24 protein-coding genes are annotated in these 17,996 nt (G+C 38.3%); 4 read left to right on the forward strand and 20 right to left on the reverse strand.

The window, feature by feature from the left end; all coding sequences use genetic code 11:
• Window positions 1-63: 63 nt before the first annotated feature.
• The 15 genes from rpsN to QM481_RS12175 all read right to left on the reverse strand — a co-directional run bounded on the left by rpsN (window position 64) and on the right by QM481_RS12175 (window position 9,472).
• Entirely contained in the window at window positions 64-333 is a 270-nt protein-coding gene (gene rpsN / locus QM481_RS12105; RefSeq protein WP_166549703.1) for a 30S ribosomal protein S14, read from the reverse strand.
• 98 nt (window positions 334-431) lie between these two features.
• Window positions 432-989 (reverse strand): 50S ribosomal protein L5, encoded by a 558-nt coding sequence (gene rplE / locus QM481_RS12110; RefSeq protein ID WP_095160744.1) that lies wholly within the window; start codon window positions 987-989, stop codon window positions 432-434.
• A gap of 75 nt (window positions 990-1,064) precedes the next feature.
• Window positions 1,065-1,397: a 50S ribosomal protein L24 gene (gene rplX, locus QM481_RS12115; protein WP_166549702.1), complete on the reverse strand. Its 333-nt coding sequence runs from the start codon at window positions 1,395-1,397 to the stop codon at window positions 1,065-1,067.
• Window positions 1,398-1,415: 18 nt separating this feature from the next.
• The gene (gene rplN, locus QM481_RS12120) at window positions 1,416-1,784 is read right to left on the reverse strand and encodes a 50S ribosomal protein L14 (protein WP_166549701.1); all 369 of its coding nucleotides are present in this window, start codon (window positions 1,782-1,784) and stop codon (window positions 1,416-1,418) included.
• 106 nt (window positions 1,785-1,890) lie between these two features.
• The gene (gene rpsQ / locus QM481_RS12125; protein ID WP_095160747.1) at window positions 1,891-2,145 is read right to left on the reverse strand and encodes a 30S ribosomal protein S17; all 255 of its coding nucleotides are present in this window, start codon (window positions 2,143-2,145) and stop codon (window positions 1,891-1,893) included.
• Between the two features lie 85 nt (window positions 2,146-2,230).
• Entirely contained in the window at window positions 2,231-2,419 is a 189-nt protein-coding gene (gene rpmC, locus QM481_RS12130; RefSeq protein WP_095160810.1) for a 50S ribosomal protein L29, read from the reverse strand.
• Window positions 2,420-2,475: 56 nt separating this feature from the next.
• Entirely contained in the window at window positions 2,476-2,895 is a 420-nt protein-coding gene (gene rplP / locus QM481_RS12135; protein ID WP_095160748.1) for a 50S ribosomal protein L16, read from the reverse strand.
• A gap of 90 nt (window positions 2,896-2,985) precedes the next feature.
• Window positions 2,986-3,834 (reverse strand): 30S ribosomal protein S3, encoded by an 849-nt coding sequence (rpsC, locus tag QM481_RS12140; protein ID WP_095160749.1) that lies wholly within the window; start codon window positions 3,832-3,834, stop codon window positions 2,986-2,988.
• A 27-nt stretch (window positions 3,835-3,861) separates the two neighbouring features.
• Complete coding sequence (rplV, locus tag QM481_RS12145; RefSeq protein ID WP_095160750.1) at window positions 3,862-4,233, reverse strand: 50S ribosomal protein L22; 372 nt, start codon at window positions 4,231-4,233, stop codon at window positions 3,862-3,864.
• An 86-nt stretch (window positions 4,234-4,319) separates the two neighbouring features.
• Window positions 4,320-4,598, reverse strand: coding sequence for a 30S ribosomal protein S19 (gene rpsS / locus QM481_RS12150; protein WP_095160751.1), 279 nt, complete (start codon window positions 4,596-4,598; stop codon window positions 4,320-4,322).
• A 7-nt stretch (window positions 4,599-4,605) separates the two neighbouring features.
• Complete coding sequence (gene rplB / locus QM481_RS12155; RefSeq protein ID WP_166549700.1) at window positions 4,606-5,427, reverse strand: 50S ribosomal protein L2; 822 nt, start codon at window positions 5,425-5,427, stop codon at window positions 4,606-4,608.
• Between the two features lie 72 nt (window positions 5,428-5,499).
• Window positions 5,500-5,787 carry a 50S ribosomal protein L23 gene (gene rplW, locus QM481_RS12160; protein ID WP_095160753.1) on the reverse strand — a complete coding sequence of 96 codons (288 nt, stop codon included), beginning with the start codon at window positions 5,785-5,787 and terminating at the stop codon, window positions 5,500-5,502.
• A gap of 41 nt (window positions 5,788-5,828) precedes the next feature.
• Window positions 5,829-6,458, reverse strand: a complete 630-nt coding sequence (gene rplD / locus QM481_RS12165; RefSeq protein WP_166549699.1) for a 50S ribosomal protein L4 — start codon at window positions 6,456-6,458, stop codon at window positions 5,829-5,831.
• 107 nt (window positions 6,459-6,565) lie between these two features.
• Entirely contained in the window at window positions 6,566-7,183 is a 618-nt protein-coding gene (gene rplC / locus QM481_RS12170) for a 50S ribosomal protein L3 (RefSeq protein WP_166549698.1), read from the reverse strand.
• Between the two features lie 582 nt (window positions 7,184-7,765).
• Window positions 7,766-9,472 carry a GMC oxidoreductase gene (locus QM481_RS12175; protein ID WP_166549697.1) on the reverse strand — a complete coding sequence of 569 codons (1,707 nt, stop codon included), beginning with the start codon at window positions 9,470-9,472 and terminating at the stop codon, window positions 7,766-7,768.
• 265 nt (window positions 9,473-9,737) lie between these two features.
• Here QM481_RS12175 and QM481_RS12180 point away from each other — a divergent pair, with 265 nt between their 5' ends.
• Window positions 9,738-10,481 carry a glycosyltransferase family 2 protein gene (locus QM481_RS12180; protein WP_283381964.1) on the forward strand — a complete coding sequence of 248 codons (744 nt, stop codon included), beginning with the start codon at window positions 9,738-9,740 and terminating at the stop codon, window positions 10,479-10,481.
• 52 nt (window positions 10,482-10,533) lie between these two features.
• On the opposite strand, the gene QM481_RS12185 is transcribed toward QM481_RS12180, so the two are convergent.
• Window positions 10,534-10,824: a YciI family protein gene (locus QM481_RS12185; protein WP_283381965.1), complete on the reverse strand. Its 291-nt coding sequence runs from the start codon at window positions 10,822-10,824 to the stop codon at window positions 10,534-10,536.
• 230 nt (window positions 10,825-11,054) lie between these two features.
• Here QM481_RS12185 and QM481_RS12190 point away from each other — a divergent pair, with 230 nt between their 5' ends.
• On the forward strand, window positions 11,055-11,627 hold the full coding sequence (locus QM481_RS12190) for a Crp/Fnr family transcriptional regulator (RefSeq protein WP_166549694.1): 573 nt from the start codon (window positions 11,055-11,057) through the stop codon (window positions 11,625-11,627).
• A 34-nt stretch (window positions 11,628-11,661) separates the two neighbouring features.
• Here QM481_RS12190 and QM481_RS12195 read toward each other — a convergent pair whose 3' ends face one another.
• Window positions 11,662-13,359, reverse strand: coding sequence for a S41 family peptidase (locus QM481_RS12195; protein WP_310589665.1), 1,698 nt, complete (start codon window positions 13,357-13,359; stop codon window positions 11,662-11,664).
• Window positions 13,360-13,464: 105 nt separating this feature from the next.
• Here QM481_RS12195 and ruvX point away from each other — a divergent pair, with 105 nt between their 5' ends.
• Entirely contained in the window at window positions 13,465-13,890 is a 426-nt protein-coding gene (ruvX, locus tag QM481_RS12200) for a Holliday junction resolvase RuvX (protein WP_166549693.1), read from the forward strand.
• A gap of 187 nt (window positions 13,891-14,077) precedes the next feature.
• Here ruvX and QM481_RS12205 read toward each other — a convergent pair whose 3' ends face one another.
• The 3 genes from QM481_RS12205 to QM481_RS12215 all read right to left on the reverse strand — a co-directional run bounded on the left by QM481_RS12205 (window position 14,078) and on the right by QM481_RS12215 (window position 17,024).
• On the reverse strand, window positions 14,078-14,893 hold the full coding sequence (locus tag QM481_RS12205) for a phytanoyl-CoA dioxygenase family protein (protein WP_166549692.1): 816 nt from the start codon (window positions 14,891-14,893) through the stop codon (window positions 14,078-14,080).
• A 377-nt stretch (window positions 14,894-15,270) separates the two neighbouring features.
• Entirely contained in the window at window positions 15,271-16,470 is a 1,200-nt protein-coding gene (gene lhgD / locus QM481_RS12210) for an L-2-hydroxyglutarate dehydrogenase (RefSeq protein WP_283381966.1), read from the reverse strand.
• 104 nt (window positions 16,471-16,574) lie between these two features.
• The gene (locus tag QM481_RS12215) at window positions 16,575-17,024 is read right to left on the reverse strand and encodes a lipocalin-like domain-containing protein (RefSeq protein ID WP_166549690.1); all 450 of its coding nucleotides are present in this window, start codon (window positions 17,022-17,024) and stop codon (window positions 16,575-16,577) included.
• Between the two features lie 123 nt (window positions 17,025-17,147).
• Between QM481_RS12215 and QM481_RS12220 the strand changes: the two genes are divergently transcribed.
• Complete coding sequence (locus QM481_RS12220) at window positions 17,148-17,972, forward strand: OmpA family protein (protein WP_283381967.1); 825 nt, start codon at window positions 17,148-17,150, stop codon at window positions 17,970-17,972.
• Window positions 17,973-17,996: the final 24 nt, after the last annotated feature.

A 17,996-nucleotide genomic window follows, 5' to 3' on the forward strand; every position in this document is an offset into this window, starting at 1 on the left:
AAAAAAACAACCATAAGTGGCTGATTTTAATAAAGATTACGACAAATTTTTATCGTAAGAGTATTACCAGCTTGATTTTGTCACACCTGGAATCAATCCTGCTGAAGCCATTTCACGGAAAGTCACACGGTTGATGCCGAATTTACGCATATAACCTCTTGGACGTCCTGTAAGCTTACAACGGTTGTGCAAACGTACTGGTGAAGCGTTTTTAGGCAATTTATCCAAACCTAAGTAGTCGCCAGCAGCTTTTAAAGCAGCACGCTTAGCAGCGTATTTAGCAACTGTTGCTTCTTTTTTTCTTTCTCTTGCTTTAACTGATTCTTTTGCCATGTTGGTTGAATCTTTTTATCAGTTGTCTGTTATCTGTTATTCGTTATCCGCATAGCGTTTTCGAAGTCGGGACGACGAATAACGGATAACATAGTTTATTACTTCTTCGAATTAGCGAAAGGCATACCCATTTGTTGTAACAAAGCGTAAGCTTCAGCATCTGTATTTGCAGTCGTAACGAAAGTGATATCCATACCAGAGATTTTGCTCACTTTGTCGATAGAAATCTCTGGGAAAATGATTTGTTCTTTCACACCCAAAGTATAGTTACCACGACCATCGAAACCTTTGTCTGAGATACCTTTGAAGTCACGTACACGTGGAAGAGCCACTGTCGTCAAACGATCAAGGAATTCGTACATTTTATCTCCTCTCAAAGTTACTTTCACACCGATTGGCATGTTTTCACGTAACTTAAAGTTTGAGATAGCTTTTTTAGACATTGTAGCTACTGCTTTTTGACCAGCAATAAGAGTTAGTTCTTCAACACCTGTGTCGATCAATTTCTTGTCAGCTACAGCAGCACCGATACCTTTGTTGATTACAATTTTAGTAATCTTAGGAACTTGCATTACTGATTTGAATTGAAATTTCTCTTTTAGAGCAGGAACGATTTCGCTAACGTATTTGTCCTTTAATCTTGTTGTAGTTGCCATTATTATGAAAACTTTATGTGGATTTCCGACCCACTTTTCACGGTATCATATAGTAGACACCGCTTCATTGAATTATTAGATAAATTTACCTGTTGCTTTAGAATATCTTTGCAACTTACCATTCTCGTTCAATTTACGACCTGTACGAACAGCTTTACCGTTCTCAGAAACTGCAATATTAGAGATATGGATAGTACCTTCTGTTTTAACGATACCACCTTGAGGGTTAGCAGCGCTAGGCTTAACGTGTTTTGTGATAAAGTTTACGCCTTCTACGATAGCACGTTGCTTATCAACTAAAACTTTTTTAACTACGCCTGTTTGACCCTTAGCGTTCCCAGCGATAACCACAACAGTATCACCAGTTTTGATGTGCAACTTAGGTTGCTTATTAAACTTTCTTTCCATGATGATTACAAATTATGATTAAAGTACTTCTGGAGCTAATGAAACAATTTTCATGAAACCTGCGTCACGCAATTCACGTGCAACTGGTCCAAAAATACGAGTACCACGTGGCTCGTCATTGTTGTTTAAAAGAACTGCTGCATTGTCTTCGAAACGGATATATGATCCATCCTTACGACGAATTTCTTTTTTAGTTCTTACAACTACGGCTTTAGAAACCGTACCTTTCTTCATGCTTGATGACGACAAAGCAGACTTCACTGTTACTACAATTTTGTCACCAATAGAAGCATATCTTTTTCCTGTACCGCCCAACACGCGGATAACCAGTACCTCTTTTGCACCTGAGTTATCAGCAACGCCGAGTCTTGATTCTTGCTGTACCATTGTTTGTTTGGTATATTAAAGATTGCGAAAAAATTAAATTTAACGATACACCACTAACTGAATAGGGAAGTGATGTTGAACGTTGGATAAAAACTGGAGTAGTGAATTATTTCGCTTTCTCGATAATTTCAACTAATCTCCAACGCTTGTTCTTTGACAAAGGACGGGTTTCCATAACCTTCACTGTGTCACCGATTCCACATTCGTTATTTTCATCGTGAGCCATCAATTTGGAAGTTTTCAACATAAACTTACCATAAAGAGGGTGCTTAACTTTTCTGTCTACGGCGACGGTGATAGATTTATCCATCTTGTTGCTCACCACACGCCCAATCCTTACTTTTCTTAGATTTCTTTCCATCGTTGGATTTGGTTGTTTTAGATTGACCTCAAGCGGTATGTTGATGAGGTCTGTTCAGTTTAAATAAAATGATAGGAAATTCCTATTATTTAGAAGCTGCTGTAATAGCAGTTTCCAAACGAGCGATCAATTTGCGAGATTCACGCAAGCGCAAAGGGTTCTCGATTGGAGAAATAGCGTGAGCAAACTTCAAACGTGCCAAAGCATCTTTTTCTGAAGCTAGAGTTGCTTTCAACTCATCTAGGCTCAATTTTTGGATTTCTGCGTTCTTCATTATTTTATCAGTCATGGAGTCGTTAGAAGTTTTGAGGCTTCCAACGACATGATATACTATTCTTGATAATCTCTACGAACTACGAATTTAGTACGAAGTGGCAATTTTTGAGCCGCCAAACGAAGTGACTCTTGTGCCAATTCCAAAGGTACCCCAGCAGATTCGAATAAGATAGTTCCTGGTTTGATATTAGCTACCCAGTATTCTGGAGCACCTTTACCTTTACCCATACGAACTTCGGCTGGTTTCTTAGTGATTGGTTTGTCAGGGAAGATACGAATCCAAACCTGACCTTCACGTTTCATTGCACGAGTTACTGAGATACGAGCTGCTTCGATCTGACGAGCAGTGATACGTCCTGGCTCCAGAGCTTTGATAGCGAATGTACCGAAGTCAATTTCATGACCGCGAGTAGCCAAACCTTTCACTCTACCTTTCTGTTGCTTACGGAACTTGGTTCTTCTTGGTTGTAACATTGTCTTATGAAGTCTTGCAGTTTTAAGTCGTAAGTCTTAAAGTACTTTGGAGTAGCTTTAGGACTTGCGACTTGAAACTAAGATTAAAAATTATCTCTTACCGCCTCCTCTGTTGTTGGTATTTCCTCCTTTACCACCACCACGGTTGTTGTTATTGTTGTTGTTACGACGCTGATCGCCACCACGGCCACCACGGTTGTCGCGTCCACGACGTCCGTTATCGTCATCACGACCACCACGATTGTGGTTACCACCGCGAGAATCGCCACCAGCTTGTTGAGCTGACATACCAGCGTTTGGAGAAAGATCACGTTTTCCGTACACTTCGCCTTTACATACCCAAACTTTGATACCAATTTTACCATAAACTGTCAAAGCTTCAGATACTGCATAGTCGATATCGGCACGCAAAGTATGAAGAGGAATACGTCCTTCTTTGTATCCTTCTGAGCGAGCCATTTCAGCACCACCCAAACGGCCAGAAAGTTTCAATTTGATACCTTGAGCACCTACTCTCATCGCAGAAGCAATAGCTTGCTTCATAGCACGACGGAAAGAAATACGTGCTTCTAATTGTTGAGCGATAGTTTCGCCAATCAATTTAGCATCAATCTCAGGACGTTTAATTTCAAAGATGTTAATTTGAACATCTTTGCCTGTGATTTTCTTTAATTCTTCTTTGATTTTATCTACTTCTTGACCACCCTTACCGATTACTACGCCTGGGCGAGCAGTATTGATAGTCAAAGTAATACGTTTCAAAGTACGCTCAATAATTACCTTAGAGATTGCACCCTTTGGAATACGAGCGGCTACGTATTTACGGATTTTTTCATCCTCAACTAACTTGTCGGCAAAATTTTTACCGCCGTACCAGTTAGAATCCCAACCTCTGACGATACCAAGTCTAAGACCAACGGGGTTAACTTTCTGTCCCATTTTATGATATTTAGATGTTTTCTCTAATTATTCTTCTGATGTTACGATTGATGGAGCACTTGCAGAAGCAACCACTAATGTAATGTGGTTTGAGCGCTTCAAGATTCTGTACCCACGACCTTGTGGAGCTGGACGCAAACGCTTCAAAGAGCTACCGCCATCTACCGTAACGGTTTTAACGTATAAGTCAGCATCTTCCAACTTAACGTCTTCGTGCTTGTTTTGCCAGTTAGCAATTGCTGAGAGTAACAATTTCTCAACAAATCTAGCACCAACTTTAGGCTCATATTTCAAGATACCTAAAGCCTTGTTAACTTTCTGACCTCTAATCATGTCTACCACGATTCTCATTTTCTGAGGTGAAGTCGGAACATTGTTTAATTTAGCTATTGCTTCCATTTCTATAATTTCGGATTTAGGTTCTGGGATTTTGGATTATCAGGATTGAATCTTACAATCCGCAATCCTCATTCCACTATCCCCTATTATCTTTTGCCTTTATCTTTTTTAGCGATGTGACCACGGAAATTGCGTGTTGGAGCAAATTCACCAAGTTTATGTCCTACCATGTTTTCTGTTACATATACTGGGATAAACTTGTTACCGTTGTGCACTGCGAAAGTGTGTCCAACGAAATCAGGAGAAATCATTGAACGTCTTGACCAAGTTTTGATAACTGACTTTTTACCTGACTCATTCATAGCAATTACTTTGTTGTCAAGGCGGTAGTCAATATAAGGTCCTTTTTTTAATGAACGTGCCATCTATGTATTATTTCTTTCTACTGATGATTAGACGATTTGAATGCTTTTTCTTGTCGCGAGTTTTCTTACCTTTCGCTAACAAGCCGTTACGTGAACGTGGGTGACCTCCTGAAGAGCGACCCTCACCACCACCCATTGGGTGATCAACTGGGTTCATTACTACACCACGAACTCTTGGACGGCGGCCTAACCAACGGTGACGACCAGCTTTACCCAAGTTTGTGTTCATGTGGTCAGCATTAGATACTGAACCAATTGTAGCCAAACAGTTAACTAACACCATACGCATTTCGCCTGAAGGCAACTTCAATGTAGCATATTTGCTATCACGAGCCAACAATTGAGCATAAGTACCTGCAGAACGAGCTAATTCAGCACCACCACGAGGACGAAGCTCGATAGCGTGTACAATTGTACCTACTGGAATGCTTGACAATGGCATTGTGTTACCAACTTCAGGAGCTACTACTGTACCAGACATTACTGTCTGACCAACTTTCAAACCTGAAGGAGCAATGATGTATGATTTTTCACCATCTGTGTACTCGATCAATGCGATACGAGCTGTACGGTTTGGATCGTATTCAATTGTTAATACTGTTGCTTCTACGTCAAATTTATCACGATAGAAGTCAATCAAACGATAACGACGCTTGTGACCACCACCAATATAGCGCATTGCGCGGTGACCAAAGGCGTTACGACCACCTGTTTTCTTAATTGGAGCCAACAACGGTTTATACGGTTTCGAAGCTGTGATTTCTTCGAAAGTTGGAGCGATACGTTGACGTTGACCCGGAGACGTTGGTTTTAATTTTCTAACTGCCATTTCTCTAGTTTGTTCAAATTATCGGGGTGAACACCCATAAATTGTTTGAAAGCTTTCGCTTTCTCACTGGTCTTAGATACCTTCGTAGAAATCGATTACTTCGCCTTTAGCTACTGTAATAACTGCTTTCTTGAAAGTAGAAGTATAACCAGTTGTGATTTTAGATTTTGTACTTCTTGATTTTTTCTTACCAAATTGACGAAGTGTATTTACAGATTCTACGTCAACTCCGTACATTTTCTTGATTTCTTTCGCAATTTCAATCTTGTTTGATTTTACTGCTACTTCGAAAACGTACTGACCGCCTTTCTGCAACTCCTGAGTTTTTTCAGTAAGAATTGGTCTTTTGATGATGCTCATTTCTTTATGACGTTAATTGTCACCAGCTTAAATACTGATAACTATTTGCTGAAAGATGATTCGATTTTTGCAACAGCATCTTCTAAGATAACAAGACGAGTTGCATTTACTAAGTCATACGTGTTTACTTGCGCTGCTGAAATAACTTTAGTTTTTGGCAAGTTACGACCCGACAAGTAGATGTTTTGGTTATCTTCTGGCAAAATCACCAAAGTCTTAGTATCTGTCAATGCCAATGCATTCAAGATAGCCAAGAAGCCTTTAGTTTTTGGAGTTTCCAAAGAGAAGTTCTCTAATACAGAAACCTCACCTGCTTGTGCTTTTGCAGCAAATGCAGACTGACGAGCCAAAGTTTTAACCTTTTTATTCAATTTGAAAGAGTAGTCACGTGGAACTGGACCGAAAATACGACCACCACCTTTGAACAATGGTGACTTCATTGAACCTGCACGAGCACCACCTGTACCTTTTTGACGCTTCAACTTACGAGTTGAACGAGCAACTTCAGCTCTTTCTTTTGCTTTGTGCGTTCCTTGACGCTGGTTAGCCAAGAATTGCTTTACATCTAACCAAACAACGTGCTCGTTTGGCTCGATACCAAAGATTTCGTCAGAAAGTACTACTTTCTTACCTGAATCTTTGCCTTGTATATTTAATACTGATAATTCCATTTTTCAATTTGAAAATTTGTGAATTTGAAAATTTGAAAATCTTTATTCTTGATGGCCGAACCTACAATTGTGTGAAAGGCTAGCATCCTTTCAAATCTTCAAATTGATTATTTTTCAAGAATAACATAAGAGTTTTTCGCTCCTGGTACTGAACCTGACACTACGATAAGGTTTTTCTCAGCATAAACTTTCAATACTTGTAAGTTTTGAACTTTTACGCGGTTACCACCTGTACGACCTGCCATGCGAAGACCTTTGAATACGCGAGATGGGAATGAACATGCACCAATTGAACCTGGGTGACGTCCGCGGTTGTGTTGACCGTGTGTTTGACCACCTACACCACCAAATCCATGGCGCTTAACAACACCTTGGAAACCTTTACCTTTTGAAGTACCGATTGCGTCAACGAAATCGCCTTCTACAAAAAGCTCAGTTGTGATAACTGCACCTAATTCAAGTGATTGTTCGAAAGACTTGAACTCAACCAATTTCTTCTTTGGAGTAGTTCCAGCTTTTTTGAAGTGACCCAATAATGGTCTAGAAGTGTGCTTCTCTTTCTTCTCGCCGTAGCCTAACTGAATAGCGCTATAGCCTTCTTTTTCTACTGTTTTTACTTGCGTTACAACACAAGGGCCGGCTTCGATTAGCGTACAAGGAACAGCAGTGCCATCCGCGTTGTAGAGGCTAGTCATACCGATTTTTTTTCCGATAATTCCAGACATTTTATTATTGAATAAAACGTTAAAAAATAAAATAAAAAACTTATTTACAACGAGTTACGTTTTTGAGCTATTGGCTCGACGCAAAACGGACTGCAAAGGTCGGGATTTTATTTGGCACTAACAAAAAAGTACACAAAAAAATCTCAAAACTATTTGAGTGACAGAAAATTGAGGAAAAAAGCGACAAGAAAAGTGCGGACGAGGCTATGCTCGTGAGACGAGTCCTGTGTAGCTTAATACTCAACTTTGCAAACTGGGCATTCAGTAAAGCAAGCCAGTATCAGTTCTGACACTAATCAACCACTGTAGTTCTTTGCGGGCTGCGTGGTTGTACTTTCCAAAGAAGTTTGCCGTTTGATTCGTATTCTCTAATTTCTTACTGAGTTCTGCCAACCCTTTGTAAGACACAGCGAATCGTGGCGCCCTAATTGGACTGCAAAATTAGAGAATAGTTTTTGAAATACAATGAGTTACACTAAAAAAAAATATTTTTTTTTAGTTTTTTTTTACCCTTAAAAAAAAGGAGGAAATGCCTATGCATATTCCTCCTTTTGACCTACTTATCTCCGTTGTATAAATCGACTATAAATTGCCTTTTTTCAATTCTTTTACTGCAAAGTCTGCTGCTCTCGCCGATAATGCCATATACGTAAGCGATGGATTCACATTAGATGATGACGTCATGCAAGCGCCATCGGTTACAAAGACGTTTGAACATCCCCAAACTTGATTATGTGAGTTCAAAACTGATGTTTTGGGGTCGCGCCCCATCCGTGCAGTACCCATCTCATGAATACTCAAACCAAAGCCTGGTTCATAATCATACGTTTCTATATGTTTAAAACCTGAAGCTTCGAGCATTTCGGCCGCATCATTTTTCATATCGATTCGCATTTTACGTTCGTTCTCGCCAAATGCTGCTGACATAACCATTTGTGGCTGTCCCCACTTATCTTTTTGGTCTTTGCTCAATCTGACATGATTTTTATAATCTGGCAATGTTTCTGCAAATCCCATAATATCTAAATTCCACTCTCCGAGTGGCTGTGTAATTTGTGTTTTAAAATCAGCGCCAAACTCTTCTTGCGACTCTCCTCTATCTTTTGAACTACCTCCTTCATAGCCAAATCCACGTAAGTAATCACGCTTATCGCTTCCAATGTTCCGATAACGAGGAATATAAATCGCATTGGGACGTCGCCCTAGGTAATACTTATCATTATAACCATCATGCTTTCCTCGTGCACCAATCCCAAAATGATGATCCATCAAATAGTGTCCCAGCGCACCACTGTCATTACCTAATCCATTCGGGAAGCGATTGGAAGTAGAATTCATCAAAATATAGGTTGAACCTAATGCTGAAGCATTCAAGAAAATCACCTTTGCATAAAACTCCGTCCACTCATGGGTATTTTCATCAATAACTCTTACACCTGTTGCTTTCCCTTTTTTCTCATCGTATATAATGGAGTTGACAATTGAGTGTGGACGAATAGTAAGATTACCCGTTTTGCGTGCTGCAGGAAAAGTGGCAGACTGCGAACTAAAATAGGCACCAAACGGACATCCTCGCATACACATATCTCGAAGTTGGCACTTAGCACGCCCCAATGCCAATTGTTCAGGTGTTGGCTGAGTAAGGTTTGCGGTACGTGAGTGAATCACATGACGATTAGGAAATTTTGTTTTGAGCTCTTTCCCGAAATGCTCTTCAACACAAGTCATGGGAATGGGTGGCTGGTAAACACCATCAGGCAAATGAGGAATACCATCACGATTGCCTGCAATACCTGCAAACTTTTCGGCATGGGCATACCAAGGAGCAAGGTCTTTGTAACGAATAGGCCAATCCACTCCTATACCTTCTTTGGCATTAGCCTCCAAGTCCATATCGCTCAAGCGCAGAGAAACTCTCCCCCAAGTAATAGACTTTCCTCCAACCTGCCAACTTCGAATCCAATCAAAGCGTTTTTCTTCGACATAAGGAAAATCTATGTCTTTGGCAAAGTGATGTTTGGTTGATTCGGTAATCGTAAATCCTGTACGTTGATGAATAGGATAATTCTTCATTTCCTCAAGCGGCACTTGTCCCCCATGTGGAAACTCCCAAGGGTTCATCAATGCTGTATGATAGTCTTTTACGTGTTCAATCATTCGACCACGTTCGAGCACCAAAACTTTCAGTCCTCTTTCGGTAAGTTCTTTGGCTGACCATCCGCCACTTACACCCGAGCCCACCACAATGGCATCGTAAGTATTCTTTTCTTTATTTGGTAAAATATACATAAGTCTTTGAAAATTGGGACTTGAATAACTCGTTTCAAAAATCTCAAGTTACTCCTTTTTTTCTACAACTCAATCCAGAGTTGACTGGCATTTGTTTTATTTTTTATCAATAAAATCAAATATGTTTTTCTATTATCCATAGCTGATTTGATAGAAGATTAAATGTATTTATTTCATATCGTAAATATTTAGAGCTTCAAAGAATAGTTATCCTTCATAAACCAATGGTCTTCTTTATCTTTGTAAAATATTAATACCTTGATTTATGAAAATAACCATTATTACTGTCTCTTTTAATAGTGAAGCAACTATCAAACAAACGATTGATAGCGTTTTGGCACAAGACTATCCCAATGTTGAATATATCGTTGTGGATGGAGCATCAAAAGATGGGACAGCGGATATATTAAAATCGTATGGCGACCGCATTAAGTATATTTCAGAAAAAGATAAAGGAATCTATGATGCGCTAAACAAAGGACTAAAGCTGGCTACTGGCGATGTTGTTGGCACAATTGGTTCAGATGATTTTTTACCTAATTCCAGCGTATTGGGTCATGTAGCAGAGGCCTTTATCCAAACGGGAAAAGATGTTATTTACGGAGATTTACAATACATCAATCCTGATAACGAAGAAAAAATTGTTAGGTATTGGAGTTCGGGAGAATATAAGATTGAAAATTGGCTGAAAGGTTGGATGCCACCACATCTTTCATGCTATATCAAAAGAGAGGCTTTTGTGAAATACGGTAACTATATCACGGACTTCACTTGTTCTGGAGATTATGAGCTTATGCTTCGCATGATGTACAAACATAAGCTATCTGCGGGTTACCTTCCTAAGGTATTGATGACGATGAGAAATGGTGGTACGAGTACAGCATCGTGGAAACACCGCTACCGTGCCAATATGGAAGACCGTCGTGCTTGGGAGCTCAATCAATTGCAACCAAAATGGTATACTCTTTGGATGAAACCTCTTTCGAAGATTAGTCAGTTATTTACTTAATTTTAAAATGTTTGGCAATCAGCCAGAATATGTGATTGCCAAACATCTTTGATTATACATCTGCGATTTTAAAGAGCTTGATTTCTACTTTTTCCCAAACCTTCATTGTTATGTAAGGGTCGTTGTTATACCAATTATACAATGCCTCTTCTGTTTCGAATTGTACTAGCATCGTCGAGCCAATCATATTGCCTGCTTCGTTGAGAATAGCCCCTCCAACAATAAAATTACCATTAGCTTTGAGTTGCTTTACCACAACTAGATGATGTGGACGGGCAGCCATTCTACGTTCAAGGGCTTGTTCGTCGGTGCCATCATAGGCATAAATTACATACTGTTGCATTTTACAAATGAGTTGTTTATCAATGGTTAATTATTCTTTTACTTAGTAGAATACTTCCTTTAAAAAGATTTATTCCTTTCTCTGGCAGATAATATTCTACAATGTCTTAAATACTTCTTCCAAATACTTATATTTAAAAATCGAAACTTAAATTGACGATTACGCTAATAACCTATCAATAAGCATTGATACTTATTCAAAGTTAATCTCTTCTAACAAGATTTTACTTTATGAAACCCAATATGATTGCATTTGTGAGACGCTTTGTAGATTTTACTGATGAAGAAATCGCAGCCGCTCATAGCCTCTTTGAAGAAAAGTTTATTAAAAAAGGAGAATATCTCATCAAGTCTGGTGAATATAATACCGCTATTGGTTTTATCAACAAGGGCTTAATGAGGACTTTTTTTGTGCAAAATAACCAAGAAACCACTTTTCAATTAGCCTTAGAAAACCAGTTTGTAACCAGTATGACTTGTTATGTACTCAATCAACCGAGTAATGATTACATTCAGGCTATAGAGGATACTGATATTTGTGTTATCTCGAAAGAAACTCTTGAAAAGTTATGTAGCCAATATCATAACTGGGATAAATTTGGGAGACTGACTTACGAGCAGGTAGCCCTCGAGCAAGAAATTAGATTGCGTTCGTTTATATCAGAAACAGCACAAGAGCGTTACGAAAAGATTCTCAAATTCCAACCTGAGCTAATCAATCGAGTGCCACAAGTATATCTTTCTAATTTTTTAGGCATTACACCTCAATCATTGAGTCGATTACGAAGAAATATAAGGGGGTAAAGAAAAAGCTCGGTTAATTATAACCGAGCTTTTTTTATCTTTTCAGAGAATGAGAAAGTGTTTCGACTAACTCACCTCTTGCTAACTTTTCGGCTTTTTCGAAGCTTCTTAATGCTTTCTGAAAAGTTTCGTCAGTGGTACTCATTACTTGATAATATTCATTATTCAAGCCGTTATTGATTGTTTTCTTTGACCAAACATTCCTAGCGATATAGGCCTTTATTTGAGCTTTTATATAAGGAAGTGAACGTTGATATTCCTTTTCATTATGTTTTACCTTTGTTTGCTTTGCCAAATCCTTAAGAGTAGCTAACATCTCATCAGAAACCATAAATTGCTTGTTAAAATCTTTAAATGACTGTTTGCTAAGTTCATTTTGATGGCTATTGGCATAGTCGAGGGCTATTTCACGAATGATATTTTTACCCCATAGGTCTGAAATATATTTTGTGTAATAGGTTGTATCACGACCTACGAATACATCTGGCGTAATACCACCACCTCCATATACAATTCTACCGCCTGTGGTACGATATTTTAGCTTCTCGTTAAATTTGATGCTATCCGAATTAAATAACTCTCCTCGTTTAATACGGTCATCATAATCCTTATCGTACTCCTCTTCATGTCCTAATAAATACGGTTTCTGAATACTTCGTCCGCTTGGAGTATAATATCTAGAAATCGTTAATCGTAGTTCAGAGCCATCTGATAAACTCACTGGCATTTGGACTAATCCTTTACCAAAGGAACGACGCCCAACAATCAAGGCACGGTCGTTGTCTTGTAAAGCCCCAGCCACGATTTCCGATGCCGAAGCACTATTTTCATCAATGAGTACCATGACAGCACCTTTCTCAAAGATACCATCAAACTTCGTCATGGTTTTGGAATCATACTGTGTTCCTTTACCATCGGTGTACACAATCATTTTGTCACCACCCAGTAGCTCATCAACTATTTTTTCAGCTCTATCTTTATATCCACCAGGATTTCCACGCAAATCTAACATAAGACGCTTGGCACCTTGGTTTTTAAGTATGGTCAAAATATTGCGAAACTCTTGATAAGTAGACTCCATGAATCGATCTATCTTGATATATGCCGTTTGATTATCGACCATGTATCCTGCACTTACCGAAAAAGTAGGAATTCTGTCACGTGTAACCGTATAAGTATGTGGAGATGACTCTCCATGACGCAAAATTTCTACTTTTACTTCCGTACCTCTTTTTCCTCGAAGTTTATTGAAAATAACATTTGAGTTGACCTTGGGACCCACTAAAGAAGCTCCGTCGGCTGCCACGAGCATATCACCACTGCGAATACCCACTAGCTCAGCAGGGCCACCTGGCATCGCACTCATTACATACACCGTATCATTGAAAAGATTGTATTCGATACCAATACCATCAAATCCTGACTCTAATTGCGTACGAGCCATAGCAGCCTCTTCCGTTCCAAAATAGGCTGTGTGTGGATCTAGTTTTTCGAGCATTTTTTTGATAGAAAAATCTACCAATGTATCGGTATTGACAGAGTCAACATAACTCGTTTCGACAAGTGAAAGGATTTCTCTGAATTTGTTTACTCCACGAGAAATATTACTCATTTTGGATTGTCCTCCAAAAAAGTTGGCTCCAATAAGCATTCCTCCTACGACCGAAATAGCCACAATAATGGGAAGTTTGACGACAAGTGAACTATTAACTGGCTGCTTATCCTTCATCATGCTAATTTAATTAATCTTCATACTTTCAAATCTATATAAAGTTACAAAAAACTACTACCTGACCAATCATTTTGACGTAACTTTGTTAAAACTAACTTAAAATCAATGGGACGTGTACTTGCAGTAGATTATGGAACCAAGCGTGTCGGGCTAGCTGTGACTGACCCGCTCAAAATTATTGCATCGGCTTTGGATACAGTGCATTCAAAAGATGTCATTCAATATTTGATAGATTATTCAAAGAAAGAGGAAGTTGAATGCTTTGTGGTAGGAATGCCAGTGCATTTGGACGGCTCAGACACCAACAATACGGTACATGTAAAAACTTTTGTGAAACATCTACAAAAAGCTTTTCCTGAAAAGCCAATTCATTTACACGATGAGCGTTTTACGTCACGTATGGCTTTACAGTCTATGATACTTGGAGGCGCTTCTAAAAAAGACAGAAGTCAGAAAGGAAATATAGATAAGGTATCTGCCACCATTATTTTGCAATCCTTTATGGAGAAAATGTCGTTTGGTGGTCTATAAAATTTAGTGAATTAGGATTAAGCGAATGAGTAATTATTTTACCCTACATTTCACCAGTAGAAACGCAATGCTTTGCTTCTGAAGATGTATCATTAATCAAAAAAGCGGTCGAAAATTGTTTTTCGACCGCTTTTTTGATGCTTGGAGAATAATCCTAATTTGAACATTAGGAATAACTCCTGCTTACTTATTTCTGAACCACTTTTGCAAATCTGTGGTAGAAAGGAGTTTTACTATTAGAATCTTTTGGCATGTATTTACCAGTAATAATTGGCACATACATTACACGACGACGAGAAGCTTCACCAAAGTTTGGAGATACTTCTACGCGATGCCATAAACGACCATCGTGTACAGTTAAGTCTCCAGCATTGATATCAAAACCTACTTCTCGAGCATCTGGTGTATGATCGATAAATTGTTTTTTACCGAACAACAACTTCAACACACTTTGGTTTTGAGTACCAGGCAATACTCTCAATCCTCCATTTGACATTGGGCAGTCATCCAAGTGAATCCCTACGTTGAGCATAGGAAGGATTTTCTGTCCCAAGAACAAATCACGAGGGCTGTCTGTATGCCATCCCATTTGCGAGAATTTCGAGTTTTGAGCGTTGATATAATGGTTAAATACAAGACCATCTTTTTCATTCTCACTGATACGTCCATCGTAAGGTGCTAACAATTCGATCAGCAATTGCAAACGAGGATCTTTAACTAATTCGCCCAATACTTTACTGTACTTGTTAGTAAAGCACATACGCTGAATCATCTTGTCCCCATTTTCATTCTTCCCGAACTTCAGCGGAATACCATTGATTTTTTCAACACCTTCATCAAGCCATTGCTTTTCGATTTTTTGCAACTCGCTGATGAAAAGTTTTATTGTATCTTGATTTATGAAGTTTTTGAACTGAATAATTCCATATTTGCGGAAATACTCCTTTTGTTCATCGGTTAACTTCTCACCGAGGGTGAAGGTTTTATTCTCAAACTTTACCATTTCTAAAATTGTACAAAATAAAGTTTAACGTTTTGATCTCATGGTTAGCGTGTGCGGTTGGGCAGAACTACAAACGCAATTTTTTAAGTGGTTATTTTAGCGTAAATGTATTTGCTAAAACATTGCAAATTAAAAGAATGTAATGAAACTTTAAACGTTTTGTAATATTTTTATTATTATAGCCAGAAAAAATTACATTAATTTAGAGAAATATCTAATTCGCTAGTAACTATCTCTGTACTTGGTGGATTAGTAAAACAAATATAAGTTATATTATCAAATAAAAATATCAAAGGTATTAAGAATGGTAACTATACTGGATTATTGGATTTAAGTAATTTTTTAGGCATTACTATTCCAAATTAATAGACTTATTCTTAAAAACGTTTCAATGCCATTTCAGATACCGTTTGCCCAATCGATAAGGACGAGGTTGCAGCTGGCGATGGAGCATTTAAGATATTGATCACTTTTGTATCTTCGATAATCGAGAAATCATCAAGTAGACCTCCTTCGCGATCACAAGCTTGTGCTCTAACTCCTGCCCCACCTTCAATCAAATCACTTTCTTGAATATCTGGAATAAGCTCTTGGAGTGCTTTGGTAAAGGCTGCTTTTGAGAAACTACGGTACATTTCGCCCAAACCTGTCTCCCAATATTTCATTGCTACCTTCTGGAAGCCTGGCCAAGTAAGCGTTTCATAAAGTTCTTTCGCATTAATATCCATTTTCTTATATCCTTCACGACGGAATGCTAATACAGCATTTGGACCAGCCTCGATACCACCACGCATCATACGAGTAAAGTGAACGCCCAAGAAAGGGAAATTAGGATCTGGTACTGGATAGATGAGGTTTTTTACCAAATAGTGTTTTTCAGGACGAATCTTGTAATACTCACCACGGAATGGAATAATACGAACGTTGATGGGATTTTCTTGTGACATTTGAGCTACTTTGTCAGAATACAAACCACCACAATTTATCACTAATTTGGTCTCGTAAGTATTTCGTTCGGTTTTAACGATAGACAAAGAATGTCCTTTTGTTATTCCGATTACCTTTTCTCCAAAATTCAACTCTGCACCATAACTACGAAGTTTTTCTGCATATTTTTCACTTACCACCTTATAGTCTACAATACCCGTTTGAGGTACCCACATACCTTCTACACTCGTTACATAAGGTTCGTATTCTTTTACTTCTTGTGCCGAAATCTTACGTAGCCCTTCCAAGCCATTTTGCTGACCACGCACATAAAGGTTATTCAATAAAGGTCGTTGCTCCTCATTTGTTGCTACTACTACCTTGCCTGTAATCTCGAATGGTATTTCTTCTTTTTCACAAAAATCAATCAGCATATTATAGCCACGAATACAATTAGTAGCCTTTAGTGACCCTGGTTTATAATACAAACCTGAGTGAATTACACCCGAGTTGTTACCTGTTTGATGTTTGGCTACTTCGGTCTCTTTTTCTAATACCAACACTTTCAACTCAGGTCGTTGTTCTTTTATTTTGAGTGCCGTTGCCAAACCAACGATTCCGCCACCAATTACTATAATATCTTGTTGCATTGTCAATATCTTATGATTTTTTTTAACAGACCACAAAGATACAAAAAGACCCGTAAGGTTTTTATTCTTACGGGCTTATATCATACGCATTCGAGCGATATATCTTAAATTTTCAGCTTCAATTTACTTGAACTGGATTCGATTTCTAACTCATCACTCGTTAGAGTCTCTATAGCATACGTAATCGGTGAGCCAACGCCAATTTGAGTACTAATGGCATTTCCATCTGAACTAAGCTCCCATTTTCCTTGAAGAGAGGTATTAGCAGACGACAACACAAAGGTACCATCAGACTTAAAGGTATAAGTAAACTTTGCATAGTCGGAAGAAAGTCCTATACCATCTTTTACAGAATAATTTGTAAAAGTAGAGCCATCGGGATTTTTGGTCACGTATAAATAAAACTTCCAAGTTTTATCTACTAATAGCTTCTTTCTTGCGTTTATTAACTGAAGCGAAGCTATCATTTCGGCATTGGGACTGATTGCTTCGTCACAACTCTGCGCCGATAGCATTCCTAAGAATATTGATAGTGATAAATATAGCTTTTTCATCCTATGTTCTCTCAAAAGATTGAAATAGTTAAACTAGTTTGCAAATAGAAAACGTAAAATAAGCATTTTGAAATATATTTTTCATTAAAATTGCCCAACTTCTATTAAACATTATTTTAAATCATGAAAAACACACTCCTCAAAATCTCCCTTATGGGTTTGTTCTGCCTTGTTTCAACGTTCATTTTTTCGCAAGGAATGAAAGAACCTGCCAAAAAATATCAAGTTAAAATAAGGGTATATGACAAAGAAACACAAGAGGAACTCACAGGCGCATATCTTAAATTAATCAACTTAACAAAAAACAAGCTAGCGGACTCGACAGTAGTACTCGATGGATATGCCACTTTTATGCTTGAAAGAGGTTTTGATTATGATATTGTTGGACAGCGAACAAGGTATTTAACCAAAAGAGCTAATTTCAACGCAGCTTGTTATTTACAAGACCCTCAAAAAGTATTTTGTATTGCAGGTATTGAAATTGAAAATATGTCGAGAATGGGTGGTGGAACAGACCTCATCGAAGGAGCGATCGGAATGAAGCGTATCAAATTGAACGATATATTCAAAGTCGAAAACATTCTTTACGACTTTAACAAGGCAAATATCAGACCTGATGCTGCAAAAGAATTAGATAAGTTGATCCAATTATTAACTGATAATGCTGGGATAAGTGTGGAACTTGGCTCACACACCGACAGTCGAGCTGGTGCTGATTATAATTTAAGTCTTTCACAAAAAAGAGCCGAAGCTGCTGTGGAATATATTGTAAATCATGGAAAAATAGCGAAGACTCGTATTTCTGCAAAAGGGTATGGTGAAAGCCAATTAATCAACAAATGTGCTGATGGGATAAATTGTAGTGAAGTAGAACACGCAGCGAATCGTCGCACAGAGATTAAAATTACTGGATATGCCGTTAATGGTGTTCCTATTGATATCAAGTAGGAACATTCTTTAGTATCAGGATTA

It is taken from the genome of Flectobacillus rivi (assembly GCF_030056655.1).
Classification (GTDB): Bacteria; Bacteroidota; Bacteroidia; order Cytophagales; family Spirosomataceae; genus Flectobacillus; species Flectobacillus rivi.